Origin of the sequence: Streptomyces rugosispiralis, assembly GCF_024505145.1 — a bacterium.
Lineage (GTDB): Bacteria > Actinomycetota > Actinomycetes > Streptomycetales > Streptomycetaceae > Streptomyces > Streptomyces rugosispiralis.
Map to the genome: position 1 here is coordinate 99257 of NZ_JANIAA010000018.1, position 13375 is coordinate 112631.

The 13375-nt window shown below is 68.8% G+C and carries 13 protein-coding genes and 2 pseudogenes; 7 read left to right on the top strand and 8 right to left on the bottom strand.

The window, feature by feature from the left end:
* Positions 1-15 precede the first annotated feature (15 nt).
* The 3 genes and pseudogenes from NP777_RS25165 to NP777_RS25175 all read left to right on the top strand — a co-directional run bounded on the left by NP777_RS25165 (position 16) and on the right by NP777_RS25175 (position 1985).
* The gene (locus tag NP777_RS25165; RefSeq protein WP_256652461.1) at positions 16-1263 is read left to right on the top strand and encodes a TIGR02679 family protein; all 1248 of its coding nucleotides are present in this window, start codon (positions 16-18) and stop codon (positions 1261-1263) included.
* 44 nt (positions 1264-1307) lie between these two features.
* Positions 1308-1571 carry a CopG family transcriptional regulator gene (locus NP777_RS25170; RefSeq protein ID WP_256652462.1) on the top strand — a complete coding sequence of 88 codons (264 nt, stop codon included), beginning with the start codon at positions 1308-1310 and terminating at the stop codon, positions 1569-1571.
* Positions 1568-1985: pseudogene (locus tag NP777_RS25175) on the top strand (PIN domain-containing protein). The gene NP777_RS25170 and the pseudogene NP777_RS25175 overlap by 4 nt, the downstream one beginning before the upstream one ends.
* A 457-nt stretch (positions 1986-2442) precedes the next feature.
* On the opposite strand, the gene NP777_RS25180 reads toward NP777_RS25175, so the two are convergent.
* The 4 genes from NP777_RS25180 to NP777_RS25195 form a co-directional block, all read right to left on the bottom strand.
* On the bottom strand, positions 2443-3405 hold the full coding sequence (locus NP777_RS25180) for a hypothetical protein (protein ID WP_256652463.1): 963 nt from the start codon (positions 3403-3405) through the stop codon (positions 2443-2445).
* Entirely contained in the window at positions 3402-5222 is a 1821-nt protein-coding gene (locus NP777_RS25185) for an alpha/beta hydrolase (protein ID WP_256652464.1), read from the bottom strand. Before NP777_RS25185 ends, NP777_RS25180 begins: the two co-directional genes overlap by 4 nt.
* A gap of 7 nt (positions 5223-5229) precedes the next feature.
* On the bottom strand, positions 5230-5664 hold the full coding sequence (locus tag NP777_RS25190; protein ID WP_256652465.1) for a hypothetical protein: 435 nt from the start codon (positions 5662-5664) through the stop codon (positions 5230-5232).
* Between the two features lie 142 nt (positions 5665-5806).
* The gene (locus NP777_RS25195) at positions 5807-6700 is read right to left on the bottom strand and encodes a DUF72 domain-containing protein (protein WP_256652466.1); all 894 of its coding nucleotides are present in this window, start codon (positions 6698-6700) and stop codon (positions 5807-5809) included.
* A gap of 161 nt (positions 6701-6861) precedes the next feature.
* On the opposite strand from NP777_RS25195, the gene NP777_RS25200 reads away from it, so the two are divergent.
* A complete protein-coding gene (locus tag NP777_RS25200) occupies positions 6862-7530 on the top strand; it encodes a lytic polysaccharide monooxygenase auxiliary activity family 9 protein (RefSeq protein WP_256652467.1) in 669 nt (222 codons plus the stop codon).
* A 63-nt stretch (positions 7531-7593) separates the two neighbouring features.
* On the opposite strand, the gene NP777_RS25205 is transcribed toward NP777_RS25200, so the two are convergent.
* Complete coding sequence (locus NP777_RS25205) at positions 7594-8208, bottom strand: beta family protein (protein WP_256652530.1); 615 nt, start codon at positions 8206-8208, stop codon at positions 7594-7596.
* 14 nt (positions 8209-8222) lie between these two features.
* On the opposite strand from NP777_RS25205, the pseudogene NP777_RS25210 reads away from it, so the two are divergent.
* Together NP777_RS25210 and NP777_RS25215 are read left to right on the top strand one after the other, a co-directional pair.
* Positions 8223-8675, top strand: a pseudogene (locus NP777_RS25210) (DUF6879 family protein); the annotation flags it as partial.
* A 273-nt stretch (positions 8676-8948) separates the two neighbouring features.
* Positions 8949-9128, top strand: coding sequence for a hypothetical protein (locus NP777_RS25215; protein WP_256652469.1), 180 nt, complete (start codon positions 8949-8951; stop codon positions 9126-9128).
* 50 nt (positions 9129-9178) lie between these two features.
* Here the strand turns inward: NP777_RS25215 and NP777_RS25220 are convergent, their stop codons facing one another.
* From NP777_RS25220 to NP777_RS25230, 3 genes are all read right to left on the bottom strand, one after another.
* The gene (locus tag NP777_RS25220) at positions 9179-9640 is read right to left on the bottom strand and encodes a hypothetical protein (protein WP_256652470.1); all 462 of its coding nucleotides are present in this window, start codon (positions 9638-9640) and stop codon (positions 9179-9181) included.
* An 83-nt stretch (positions 9641-9723) separates the two neighbouring features.
* On the bottom strand, positions 9724-10122 hold the full coding sequence (locus tag NP777_RS25225) for a DUF427 domain-containing protein (protein WP_256652471.1): 399 nt from the start codon (positions 10120-10122) through the stop codon (positions 9724-9726).
* 76 nt (positions 10123-10198) lie between these two features.
* The gene (locus NP777_RS25230) at positions 10199-10759 is read right to left on the bottom strand and encodes a MarR family winged helix-turn-helix transcriptional regulator (protein WP_391858572.1); all 561 of its coding nucleotides are present in this window, start codon (positions 10757-10759) and stop codon (positions 10199-10201) included.
* Positions 10760-10888: 129 nt separating this feature from the next.
* Here NP777_RS25230 and NP777_RS25235 point away from each other — a divergent pair, with 129 nt between their 5' ends.
* Positions 10889-13276, top strand: coding sequence for an MFS transporter (locus NP777_RS25235; protein WP_256652473.1), 2388 nt, complete (start codon positions 10889-10891; stop codon positions 13274-13276).
* The last annotated feature ends 99 nt before the right edge of the window (positions 13277-13375 follow it).

Below are 13375 nucleotides of genomic sequence, written 5' to 3' on the forward strand. Positions count from 1 at the left end.
GGGGAAGACCCTCACATGAGCGCACCCGACGCCCCCATCGGGCGCGTCGACCACGGCCGCCTCACCCGTCTCCTCGGCGATCCGGGCTGTGCCTGGCTGCTGGACCGGATACGCCGCCGCATGGAACGCGCCGAGCCGCTTACCGGCCCGGTCATCCTGACCGCGCCCTCCGACGGTGAGCGAGCCGCCGCCGAGCGCCTGCTGGGCCGAGCCCCCGGCGGCGGGCGCTCGCTGAGCGTCCGGCTCGACGCCGTCGACACCGTCCTGCGCCGCTCCGGTGTCAGCCCCGACGGCCTCGCCACCGCCGTCATCGCCCTCACCGGACCCGTCACCCTCCTCAGCGACGTACGCCGGCGGGAGGCGGACGCCTGGCACGACGCGTACACCCCGCTCACCGGCCTGTGCTCCGAGCGGCCCGAACTGACCGACTGGGGCGAGCACATACGCGTGAGCGGCCTCGTCCGCCGCCTCGCACGCGGCCCGGAGACCGCCCGGACCCTGCTCACCTCCACCGCGACGGCGCTGCGGAGCCTGCCCACGGATCCGGCCGTCTCCCTCCCGGCCTTCGCCGCCCGCACCCTCGGCGATGCCCACGCCCTCGACGACGGCACCCCGCTGGCTACCCTCGTCCACTCCGGCATCCGCGCCCTGACCGGCTTCCCCGACGGCACCGGAGCCGAGTGGCGCCGCGAAGCATGGGCCTCCGCGGGACTCCTCAAGGACGCCCTGTCCTCTACCGTCCTGACCCTGGGCCTGCGCGGCACACCCGCGCTCGACTGGGCCACCGACACCGGGGAACCCGCCATACTCACCCTGCGCCAGCTCACCCGCACCCCTCCCCGCGCATCGCCCCCTGTGGTGCACGTCTGCGAGAACCCGACCGTGCTCGCCACCGCGGCCGACACCTACGGCCCTGCCTGCCCACCCCTGATCTGCCTCCAGGGCCAGCCCTCGGCCGCCGCCCTCACCCTCCTGCGCCACCTGCACTCCCACCGGGCGAAGCTGCTCTACCACGGCGACTTCGACTGGGGCGGCATACGCATCGCCGCCGCCTTGCTCCGGCGCGTCCCCTGGCACCCCTGGCGCTACACCACCGCCGACTACCGCGTCGCCGCCGACAGAAGCCCCATGGCGCCATCCCTGACGGGCACACCTGCCACCGCTCCCTGGGACCCGGACCTGCGGGCCGCCCTCAGCGAACTCGGCGTACGCGTCGAGGAGGAAACCGTCCTCGACGATCTCCTGACCGACCTCGCACCCTGACAACTCGCGGGATCGCGTGGAGTATGCGTAGCAGCATAAGGAGCATGTCCGAGCCCACCCAGAAGTACTCGATCACGATGCCACCCGACATCGCCGAAGCCGCTCGCGCTCGCAGCGGGCCGTCCGGCCTGTCCGCGTACGTCGCCGCGGCCGTGGCCTGCCAGATCGAACGCGACAACCTCAACGAGCTCATCACGGTCGCCGAGGCCGAACACGGACCGATCACCGACGAGGAGGTCCAAGCGCTCCGGAACCAACTCCAGCAGGCCCGTGGGCAGCAGGCGCCCGACGGAGCGAACACGGCATGACGCGATCACCCGCCGCCGTACCCGGCGGCACCCTGGTCCTCGACAGCGAGGGAACTCACCAAGGCCGCACTGCGGGACCGCACGGTCACCGGCTGGTTCGCCCTGGCCCGCGCCGACGACCTCCGGGTGATCACCAGCGCCGCCACCCTCGCGGAAGTCGTCCGCCCCCGGATCAACCGGCCAGCCCTGGAGTGGACCCTCTCCCGTGTCGTCGTCGAGCCGGTCACCGACGCCATCGCCCGCCATGCTGCCGCCCTCCTGGCTGACACCGGCCTGCACGGCCACAAGTACGCCATCGACGCCATGCTCAGCGCCACCGCACTCGCCGCCCCCGGGCCCACCACAGTGCTCACCTCCGACCCCGAGGACATCACGGCACTGTGCGGCGGACACGTCACCGTCACCAAGATCTGACGGCGCGTTCGTCGCGCGCTGCCGGGCGTACCCAACACGCACGGGGGCGGAAGCGGTGTGGTTCTTCTCACCGCCCGGTGGCTCTGCCACGGCCGAGCCACCGTAGGCGGCTCCGTGCGCTGCGGTCGGAGCGCAGGTCGGTTACGTGCGCGCTCGAGTCACCGGCACCGGGACGGTCGTCTGGATCACCAGCTCACCGCCCACCAATGGCTCGGTTTATCCCCATTTGCCGCGTCCCCCGCCGGGGGCACCTTGCATGAGGTGCCAGCAGACCCCGTCATCAGCCCAGACGCTGAGTGCGGGGTCTTTGCATTGACGCAACCGGATTTGAAGACTCAGTGCGCACGTCACAGCCCCGCCGGCGGGTCACCGGACCATCCAGGCCGCGAGTCGGCGGGTCGTTGCCATTGATTCCCAAGGCGCGTGGATGGCCGGAGCCCGGAGCGGTTTGGCGCCGTCAGATGTCCGTGACGGTGGTTTGGGCGGCGGGTGTGGTCACCGCAACGCGCAGCATCCCCTCGGCTGAGGGAACGAGCTGCGCCACCGTTTTGTCCGCTTCGTGGAGGGCGAACAGGGCAGGGACAGAGGCGTCCGTGGCGACGCGGCGTACGGTCCAGTTGGCGCTCTCGAGGTACGCCTGCGCCCGTCCGATCGCGTCGGCCGCTTCCTCGGCGGTGAGCGGGTCGGTAGACCAGTCGTGGTGGAGCCAGGTGCCGTCGGCATCCTGAACGGTACGCACGCCGTCGCCCTCGCCCCGTGGGGTGTGCCTGACCCGCAGCGCGTCGTAGATCCGGCTGGAGTGGTCGAGGGCACGGCGCACACCAGGGTCGTCAGCGGCCGGAGCCGAGTGCAGAGCCGTGTTGTCAGCCTTGGACGCCGAGTCACCAGCAGGGGCGAAGCAGGGCGATGTCACCCCGATGGAAGCGAGGCCCTCCCCCTTGGCCCGGTCCACGACCCCGGTGACGGCGTCCATCCAGAAGTCATCGGGTTCGGTACGCATGTTGACCGTTGGAAAGGGCTTGGACCAGTCCTCATCGGAGTCCTGGAACTTATAGCCCTGCTTCACCCAGGCGTCCCGGGCCTGGCGCACGAGCTTTTTGGCCGCAGAGCCCGGGACGCCCGTAAGGTCGTAGCTGAGGCTGAGCTGTAGCCGACCATCAGAACCGCGACCATCGTCGGCGACGCAGGGACCCACGGGCACGGGGCCGCTTCGCTTGAGGGTCGGCTTGGGCGACATGTCGGCGACGGCCTGCTGAATGATCTCTTCCGCGCGCTTGGTGGCCTGCTCTTCGTCCATGGTGACCTGCTTCGATGTCGCTTTGCCGTGCTTACCCTGCCCGTCCTGCTCCGATCCACACGCTGCCGTCGCGAGCGCTGTGGCCAGCAGGGTGACCGCCACCATCATGGTGCGTAGCTTCACGGTCGTCCTCCGGTAACGATCTCGGCCATGTGGTCGAGGGATTCCCCCTCCCAATACTGGGAGTGAGCGGGCATGAGTCCGTCCGAGCCAGGAGGCTTTCCGTCGGCGACCTTGAACGTCTGGCCGCCGAAGTTGTCGGTCGTAGGGTCAGTCCCATGAACGATCGTGTGATCGTCGAAAAGTCGCACGTATTCCATCGGATTCAAAGGCGCCAGGAATCCCGCTTTGGGAGGTGCAAGGTTGATCAAGTCGTTTTTCGCGGTGGCAGCCCACATGTGGTCCCTGGGAATGTTCAGGTCATCGGCATGCTTGACCCCCATGCCCGGGCTGCCAACGGCGATCGCGTTGTCCACTGGCACGTCGGGGTGGTCTCGCATGGTCTCTCCGGCCACCAGGCTGCCATAACTGTGACCCACGAGCGTCGAGTTCACATGTCCGCCGTGGGCCGTATCGATACCGGTCAGGAAGTCATTCAGGGGCTGACGGGCGTGGTCGGCGTACTTGGTGTCCGATGCCTCTCCCATGATGCTCTGGGGCGCGTCGTAACCCAGCCAGAGGATCGACGCCGTCGAGTGATGCCGATCCGCGCGTTCTGCCTGCCTCTGGAGGAGCTCCGCCCTGCGGATATCACCGTCGACAGAACTCAGCTTGGCGAAGGTTCCCGGCACGTATGTGGCCACGTTGTCCGCCGTGTCGGGGTTGCCTATGGAAACGATGGCGTGCCCACGATTCTTGTTGTCGATGCCTAGGAGATAGGGGCGGTTGCCCTCACCGGTGTAGGAATCGAAGCGACTCTGGATGGTGTCCATGCCGTCGATACGGCCCTGGATCTCCTTGCGTTTCGCGTCCCACCTCTTCCACTCCTCCGTCGGCACCTGCACGTTCTTCATAGTGGTGCCCGTCATCGGGTTGAGGTACGGCTCGTAGTGCTTCGGCTCCTTCTTCAGCCAATCATCGAGCTGTCCCTGTGCGGCGCCGCGGGTTTCGGCGAGCACGAGCTGGTTCGCCTCACTGCGTACGGCGGCTGGGAGTCCGTCCATCCGGCCGACCGAGTCGGGGTGCATGGTGATGTACTCGGCCCGCTGCTCCTCGCTGAGGCCCTTCCACCACGAGGCGTTCTCCTTGGGAGTGCCGTGCTTCGGCGGGTCCTTGATCAAGTCCAAGTAATCCTTGGCGGCCTTGTTCACCCCGCCGGTGTCGGACTTCACATCGACCCAATCACGGCCCGAAACGACCAGATCGTCGTCGGCCTTCAGCGCTCGCAGTTTCGGCGCCCACTTCTCGTCCGCCTCCGTGGCTTCCTCCAGCGCATGCGCGATGCGGTTGGCGATGGCCTGGGCGATCCTGAAGTTCGGATTGGGGTCAAAGTTTGCCGCCTGCCGGTCGACCGCTGACGCCGTCGGGTCCGTGACACCGTCGGCCTTGCCGCCCTCGGGCTTCTTGCCCTCGCTCTCCTTGCCGGCCACCGGATAGCTGACCGACCCATCGGAGTTCACCGTGAACTTGTGAGACCCGGCATCCTCCAATGCCGCATCCAGCTTTTTCTTCGCCGTGTCCACATCGAAGGCGAAACCGTTCAGTGCCGTCCTGATCAGCCCGCATTCCACCTGTGTGTAGTGGAAGTTCTGCGACAGCTGCCGTAACTGTCCCTGCGCCGCCGCCAGAGCTTCCCCTTTCAGGGAATTCCGCATCTCGACCGCGATCTGGTTGTCGATATGGTCTTTGGCCGCTGATGCCATGTTCCCCATCGCGCGATACCCGTCGGCAGCGTCTTCGAACTCCGATGGCTTGAGCGCCTTGAGCGTCTTGAAGTCCATGCCCGTCTCACCCGTGCCCGGTCCGGCCGCCGACCGCGGGCGTGTCCTCGTACTTGGTCTTCAGCTTGTCGACCTCGTCCTTGACCGCTTGGTCGATGTTCGCGTGGTCGTGCCCCGTCTGCTCCATCGCCTTCCTGAGCTCACCGCACCGCTTGCTCACGTCCTTGGCATAGCGCTTCCAGGAGTCAAGGACCGCCTGCTGGGCGGCAGCAGTCTGGCACCCCGCGTCCTTGCCCAACCCTTTCTGCCCCTCATCGAGCTTCGTCAGCGCCTTGCGAATGCCCTCACGTAATGACCCGACGCCCTCACCCGCCCTGCGCCACGCCGCCTGGCTGGATTTCAGGTCCCCCGCTCCGCCCGTTGACTCCGTCTCGGCACTGTCCAGCCTCATCCGCCCCGCGGCATTCTGCTTGAGCTGGGTCCACTCTTGCGCGAACGTCACTCCGCTGCCCCTCCCCGATTCAGTCGGTGAAGTAACTTATTGTGGCGTACTTTTGGGACGCCACGCAGGCGGGGATGTATGCCGTTGTCTTGTCTGATACGGGATGTCAGGCTGGCCGCTGACGGCGGCCATGTGACAACCCCTAGCCCGCGGGTGTCCCGAGCAAATGCCGCATCGACTCCGCCGCGCGGACTGCCGCGTCGGCGCAGCAGTTGTTGAACAGGGCGTGGACCTCGTCGGCCTGTTCGGCCATTTCGTGGAGGCGGGGGATCCACTCCCTCAGTTCCTCCGTGGCGTAGGTGTGGCGAAAGCGCTCCTCCTTGGTGCCGGTGCCCCAGGCGTCGTTGCGGCCGTGGAAGCGGGCCACGGCCAGGCGGGGTGAGGCGACTGGGGTGACCGGGGGTATGGAGGTGGGCAGTTTCTGGGTCATGTCCACCGCCACGGCGGACATGCCCCAGTCCCTCAGCGCCGCCTCGGTGTTGGCCCGCTCGCCCTCCTGCCACCAGGCGGGGTGCCGGAACTCCACGGCGACGGGCCAGCCCTCCGTGCGCTGCGCGCATTGGGCGAGGAACGCCTTTGACTGTGCCTCGCCGGGGGTGAACCAGGGCGGGAACTGGAAGAGCAGGGTGCCGAGCCGTCCTGACCTCTTCAGGGGTTCCAACGCTCCGCTGAAGCGCTGCCATACCTCGTCGAGCAGCTCCGGATCGATGTCCGCGGGCCTCGGGTGTCCGGCCCTTCGTCCGGTCAGTGTGCCGCGCAGATCCCCAGGTAGAGCCTTCGGGCTTGTCGGGTGGCCAGTGAGGAGGGAGAACGCCTTGACGTCGAAGCGGAAGCCGTCCGGGGTGCGCTCGGTCCACAGGGTGCTGTTGCGGGCGCTGGGCAGGGAGTAGTACGTGGCGTCGACCTCCACCACCGGGAATTGGGCGGCGTAGTGCCGCAGTCTTCCCTCCGCGTCGCGCAGCCCCGGTGGGTACCAGCCGCTGGACACCAGAGCGCGGTCCGTCCATGAACACGTGCCGACCAGAATCTTGCCCATGCTCTGCCGACTACCCCTGGTCGGGGTGGGTGCCAAAAGTTCCTTTCGGTACGTGGCCCGCAGCCCTACGTTTCGGGGACTTCCTCTTGGGGAACCGCCAGGTTGGGAGCGCTCCCACTCGCTCTCCCACTCCCCCTAGGACGATGGAGGAAGATCGCGAAATGATTTGTCATGAACGCGGCAGTTCCTTACGTTGGGCATCTCGCGCCCTCGGCCTGCTGGCCGCGGCGCTGCTGTGCCTGATCCCGTGGTCCACCACCGCGAGCGCCCATGGATCCGTCGTCGACCCCGCGTCCCGCAACTACGGCTGCTGGCTGCGCTGGGGAGGCGACTTCCAGAACCCGGAGATGGCGCGGTTGGACCCCATGTGCTGGCAGGCGTGGCAGGACAACCCGAACGCCATGTGGAACTGGAACGGGCTGTACCGCAACGGCTCGGCCGGCAACTTCCCGGCGGCGATCCCGGACGGGCAGCTGTGCAGTGGTGGCCACACCGAGGGCGGCCGCTACAACTCGCTGGACAAGCCGGGCGCCTGGCAGACGACGAAGATCGGCGGCAAGTTCACCGTCAAGCTGTACGACCAGGCCAGCCACGGCGCGGACTACTTCAAGGTGTACGTGTCCCGCCAGGGGTACGACCCCACCACCCAGCCGCTCAAGTGGAGTGACCTGCAACTGGTCACCACGACCGGCAAGTACGCCCCCAGCCAGAACTACTCGATCGACGTCAGCACCTCCGGCTACACCGGCCGCCACGTCGTCTACACCATCTGGCAGGCCTCGCACATGGACCAGACGTACTTCCTGTGCAGTGACGTGAACTTCGGCTGAGCGGCACCCCACGGCTCAGGCACCCGCACCACGGCCCCGCCGGATATTGACCCTCCGGCGGGGTTACTTCGTATGGGGCGACTGCCGTGCGACGTAGTTCATGTGCTGCAGATGGCCCACCTGGATCCACTTCTCGGCGTTGCCCGAGCCGACCGAGCCGTCGCCGTAGGCGCAGGTGTGCAGCCAGCGTTCACCGTCGCTGGAGGTGGCGTCCTCGATGCCGCGGAAGGCGTCGTACGTCACTATGCGCCGGGCCATGGCACGAACGCGGTCGGCACGGTCGGGGCCTCTGAGGGGCGCCCGAACGATGAGGAAGTCGTGCGGTGCGGTGTAGCGAAGCAGACCGTAAGGGGGGCCGTAGGGGCGGGCGGAGATGTTGGCGCTGTGCGCGTGTTCCACGGAGTAGTCGCCGTAGAGCAGCGGGGCCGGGAGTTCGGGGCGGGCGGCGCGGACCGTTTGGTGGACCTGCCGGTCGTGGCGTTCCGCGATGCGCGTCGGTCGCACCTCCAGGTGCTCGCGGTCGCGGGGGAAGGCCCCCGCCGTGAGGACGACCGTGCGCCAGGGAACCAGGGCACCGAGGACGTCGATACCGACAAGGGCGAGCTTGGTCGCTTCGACGGCATCCGTGACCATGCCGACGTCCAGGATGAGGTCGAGCTGGGCCGGGGGGAGGCAGATGCTGGAAGGCGTTCTCCCAGGGTGACTGGCGCGGCGCCCTGGAGCTGATCGAGAAACGGCGCGATGAGCTCATGGTATTTATGGGCGAGGCAGCCAAGCGCAACTTCAGCCTCTACCGGGTGCGGGTCGTGCGGGAGCCTCTCACCCCGTATCTCCAGTGGGAGCTGAATATGTTGCGGCTGCGGGCGGAGTGCGGTGAGCGGATCAGGGTGGTCGGGCCTGAGCATATCCGAGGGTTCGAGAAAAATGGGCCGCTTCCGGAGCTGGTTTCGCTGGGTGGGATGACCTTGTACAAGGTCATCTACGACAGCCGGGCGATGAGCGACGGCGCGCTTCGCTTCGTCGATCCGGATGTACTGAGCCCCTGGGAGGATTTCATCAAGGGGCTCTTTGACGCCGGGGAAGAGATGGCGTCCTACTTCGAACGCGAAGTGGCGCCTCTGCCACCTCCGACACCCGCGGAGTAGACGATCAACGAGGACATGGGGCGGGAAGGCCATCAGGAGGAATCTCCGCGATCCCCGCAGCCCCAGGGCCCACATGGCACGCAGTCGCGGCTGTCGGGGTCCGCGGGGGATGTGGTGCAGGCCCCGCGATGTGAGCGGCGGGGTGCACTTCCATGGGATGGGCCGACACGGTACTGACGGTGATACTCCTCGGCCGCGGCAGCTTCCGGGAGACATACGCGGATTCGTGAACCGGACCAGTGGGTTGGAGCGGCTTTCGACGACCCCTGGCAGTTGGCGCTCGCGCTCGACGGTCTGGCGAGCGCGCTGCGCGGGTCCGGGGTGAACGGTGTGGAGGAAGAGGCGCGGCGGCACTGGGAGGAGGCGTCGCGCACGTTGGCCGCGTTCGACGATGCGCGGGCAGTCGAGCTGCGGAGCCGGATCGACGATGCCTCGTGGACGGCCCAGCCTTGAGGCTCATCGCGTCTCGGCGCTGAGACCCGCCGCGCTCTCCAAGGCGCCGGTCAGGTGAGGGGGCACCGGAGGGCCCGGGTCCAGTGGTTGGGGGTGCACGTCACCAGGGCCAGGGAGAGGAACGATGTGCGGCCCAGGTAGAAGCCGAAGGAGACGTCCGTGCCGTGGGTCAGGCGAGTGGTGGCCGTGGTGACCAGGCGGGCCAGGCGGGCGGTGTCGGCTTCCTGGTGGGAGAGGAAGCCGGGGGCGTGTTCGGTCAGTTCGCGGCCCAGCCACGCCGCCGCGTCCTTCGGTTCCTCGAAGGTGGCGCGGATCAGGGTGGGGGTCTTCAGGAGCCAGAGGGACGTTTCCAGTGGGGGGAGCTCCGAGCGGCGGAACGTTTCCAGGAGCGCGCGGTAGTGCTCCTCGTCCTCCGCCGTGACGGGCGGGTGGGGGCGGTCGGGTGGGCGGCGGAGGGCCTCCCGGTCGAACAGCTCCTTCTCGCCCAGCCACGAGTACGCGTGGATGTGCACGCGTCAGAGGTTCCCCCTGGGGGGTTCCTGGAAGGCCCCTGATGGGGTGATGTCGAGGGTCCACCCGCCCTGCTGGGGTTCTCTTACTTGGCTACGTCGATCTTGGCCACCTCGTCGTAGAACGACAGGTGGTCCTTGATCTCCGACACCTTCTCGATCGGCTGCGGGTACGCCCACACCACGTCCGGCCGCGGCTCCGCGCCCTCGCCTGCCGGGCCACGGTAGGTCCAGTACGCGGCCTCGCCCTTGAAGGGGCAGGTGGTGTGGGTGTCGGTGGGCTCGAAGAGGGTCAGGTCCACGTCCTCCGGGGGGAGGTAGTAGCGGACCGGGAGACCGGTCTCGTGGACCAGCAGGGGGCGGGTCGACTCCGCTACGACACGGCCGTCGATCGTGACCGTGACGTGCTGCGCGCCGCGTTCCACGTCCACGCGGTGTCCGCCGCTGGTGCCGGTGGTCTTGGGGTGGGAAGCGGGGGTGGGCATTTCTTCCTGGCCTCCTCGGTGGGTGTGACAGACGTCATGTTCTTGCCTGTTTGTGGCAACGCGCCTCGCGGCGCGCTCATTCCGGAGCGCTTGCCGCCTCGCCCGGCTCCCGTGGCCAGGCCCGGCCCTCCTGGCGTTCCACCTCGCGGTTGAAGCGGGTCAGGACGTCCTCGAAGCGGGCCACGTCCTCCGGGGCCCACGACTCCAGGAGCCGGGACAGATCGGTCTGCCTGCAGGTCCGTTCCGCCGCCATGCGGTCGGCGCCCTGTGGGGTGACCCGGAGCTTGCGGGCCAGACCGCCCTCCGGGTCCGGGATGCGTTCCACGAGGCCGGCCCGGAGCAGGGCGCCGGTCTGGCGGTTGACGGTCGAGACGTCCAGCTGGAGCGCGTCGGCCAGCCGGCCGATGGTCATCGCGCCCTCCGCGTCCAGGCGGGAGAGGAGCAGGTAGCCGGAGCGGTCCAGGCGGGTGGGGATGCATGATTCGGTGCGGGGAGTCGCGCCGGTGTCCGGTTTTGCCGTGGGGGCCTGGGGGGTCTCGGGGTCCGGCCCCTGGCCCTTTCGTTCCCGAGGGGTCAGGACTGAGCACCTGGCCACCAGCATCAGCTCGCGTTCCAGCCGCTCCAGCCGACGATCCAGCACGATTCCTCCTCGTCTCCCCCGCGCCCCTCAATGGAAGTGTGCACGATACACACCATGTGTAGGATGCACATCTCTCATGCTTCCATCAATCTCCTCAACTGAACTTTCTTTGGAGGCGGCATTCGCATGCCCCAGTCAGCCCCACCTCGCGTCGCGGAACCTCTGAGCGCCGCGCCGTCCGGCACGCCGCTCCCGCGGGAGGTCGGCGGCGGCTTCGTGGCGGTGCTCGCGTTCTGCGGCATCGCCGTGTCCGTCATGCAGACGCTGGTCGTTCCACTGGTCACCGAGCTGCCCCAGCTGCTGCACACCACCAGTTCCAACGCGTCCTGGGTGGTCACCGCCACCCTGCTCGCCGGTGCCGTCTCCACGCCCGTCATGGGGCGGCTCGGGGACATGTTCGGCAAGCGCCGGATGCTGATGGTCGCGCTGGCGCTGATGGTCATCGGCTCGCTGACCTGCGCCGTCACCTCCGACCTGGTGATGATGGTGGTCGGCCGGGCCATCCAGGGCGGGGCCATGGGGGCCATTCCGCTCGGCATCAGCGTCATGCGGGACGAGCTTCCGCCGCACAAGCTCGGCTCGGCGATGGCCCTGATGAGCTCGTCACTCGGCATCGGCGGCGCGCTGGGGCTGCCCGCCGCCGCGTTCGTGGCGCAGCACACCAACTGGCATGTGCTCTTCTACGGGGCCGCGGGCCTGGGCGCGATATCCATCGCCCTGGTGCTCGCCGTCGTCCCGGAGTCCTCCGTCCGCACGCCCAGCCGCTTCGACGTCATCGGCGCGCTCGGGCTGACGGCCGGTCTCGTCTGTCTGCTGCTGCCCATCACCAAGGGCGGTGACTGGGGGTGGACGAGCGGCACCACGCTCGGGCTGCTCGGCGCGGCCGTCGTGATCCTGCTGCTGTGGGGCGTCTTCGAGCTGCGTACCGCCGAGCCGCTGGTCGATCTGCGGACCACGGCGCGGCGCCAGGTGCTGCTGACCAACCTCACCTCGATCATGGTCGGCTTCTCGTTCTACGCGATGTCGCTGATCCTTCCGCAGCTCCTGCAGCTGCCGGAGGCCACCGGGTACGGCCTGGGCCAGTCGATGGTCATGGCCGGGCTCTACTTCGCCCCCATGGGCGTCGCGATGATGCTGGTCTCCCCGCTGTCCGCGCGGATCAACGCCGCGAGCGGGCCGAAGGTCTCGCTGGTCCTCGGGCTGCTCGTCATCGGCGCGACGTACGGTGCGGGGCTCGTCATGATCGACCACATCTGGCAGATCGTGGTGCTCTCCACCGCGCTCGGCGTCGGTATCGGCATCGCGTACTCGGCGATGCCCACCCTGATCGTCAGCGCCGTCCCCGCCGCCGAGACCGGTGCGGCGAACGGGCTCAACACCCTCATGCGGTCGATCGGCATGTCCACCTCCAGCGCGGTGGTGGGCGTGATCCTGGCGCACCAGACCATCGACTTCGGTGGGGTGGCGCTGCCGAGCAAGGACGGGTTCAAGGTCTCGTTCATGGTGGCGTGCGCCGCCTCGATCGCCGGTCTGCTGATCGCCCTCTGCCTGCCCGGGCGGCAGCGGGGCAAGCGGACGGCCAGCTCGGGCCCGGTGGCCACTTCGGCCCCGGTGGCCGAATCCGGTCCTGTGGTTGATTCCGTTCCGGTCCCCGACTCCGTTCCCGCGGGCGTTCCGGTCGCCGTCGGCGCCGCGGTCGCCGAGGTCGCCGACGACCTCCCCGACCTCGTCGGCAGCGTCATCCACGGCCGTGTCCTCGGCACCGGCGACACCCCGCTCGCCGACGCCGCCGTCACCCTCATCGACACGGGCGGCCGCCAGCTCGGCCGTACGGTCACCGGCCGCGACGGCCGGTACCACCTACCCGCCCCCGACACCGCGAGCGTCGTCCTCATCGGCTCGGCCGCCGGGCATCAGCCGCAGGCCGCCACGCTGCTGGTGTCGGACCTGCCACTCGTCTGCGATCTGCGGCTGTCCGGCGAGGGCGGCGGGCTGACCGGGTCCGTACGCGCCGTCGGCGGGCAGCCGCTGACCGGTGCGACCGCCACCGCCACCGGGCCCGAGGGCGAGGTCGCGGGGTCGGTGACCGCCGACGAGAAGGGCGAGTTCGCGCTGCCGGAGCTGGCCCCGGGAAGCTACACGCTGACCGTGGCCGCCGCCGGGTACCGGCCGTACGCCACCCAGGTGGAGCTCACCGCCGGTGAGCCGGTGCGCGTGGACGCCGAGCTGCCGCCCGCGGCCCGGGTCCGGGGCACCGTACGGAACCGGGGCGGCCGGCCGCTCGGGGATGCGCGGGTCTCGCTGCTGGACGCCTCCGGGGACGTGGTCGGCCAGGCCATCACCGGCACGGACGGGTCCTTCGGCTTCGAGGCGCTGACCGGCGACCACTACACGGTGGTGGCCAGCGGTTACGCCCCGGCGACCCGCCAGATCACGGTTGGCGGCGCGGCGGGCACCGAGCGGCGGGATGTGGACTTCCTGCTGGGGCACGGCGACGGCGACGGCGACGAGTGAGTCCGGGCCCTCAGTGGGAGGGCCCGGCAGAGCGTGACGTAAAGGACTTAAAGGATGTAAAGAGCGGAATGTAAGGAGCAGCGCCCTGGGCGCTGCTCC

Coding starts and splice junctions, on each gene's coding strand:
- NP777_RS25165 (WP_256652461.1), top strand. CDS start 16: ATGAGCGCACCCGACGCCCCCATCGGGCGCGTCGACCACGGCCGCCTC.
- NP777_RS25170 (WP_256652462.1), top strand. CDS start 1,308: ATGTCCGAGCCCACCCAGAAGTACTCGATCACGATGCCACCCGACATC.
- NP777_RS25185 (WP_256652464.1), bottom strand. CDS start 5,222: ATGGACTTCAAGACGCTCAAGGCGCTCAAGCCATCGGAGTTCGAAGAC.
- NP777_RS25195 (WP_256652466.1), bottom strand. CDS start 6,700: ATGGGCAAGATTCTGGTCGGCACGTGTTCATGGACGGACCGCGCTCTG.
- NP777_RS25200 (WP_256652467.1), top strand. CDS start 6,862: ATGATTTGTCATGAACGCGGCAGTTCCTTACGTTGGGCATCTCGCGCC.
- NP777_RS25225 (WP_256652471.1), bottom strand. CDS start 10,122: ATGCCCACCCCCGCTTCCCACCCCAAGACCACCGGCACCAGCGGCGGA.
- NP777_RS25235 (WP_256652473.1), top strand. CDS start 10,889: ATGCCCCAGTCAGCCCCACCTCGCGTCGCGGAACCTCTGAGCGCCGCG.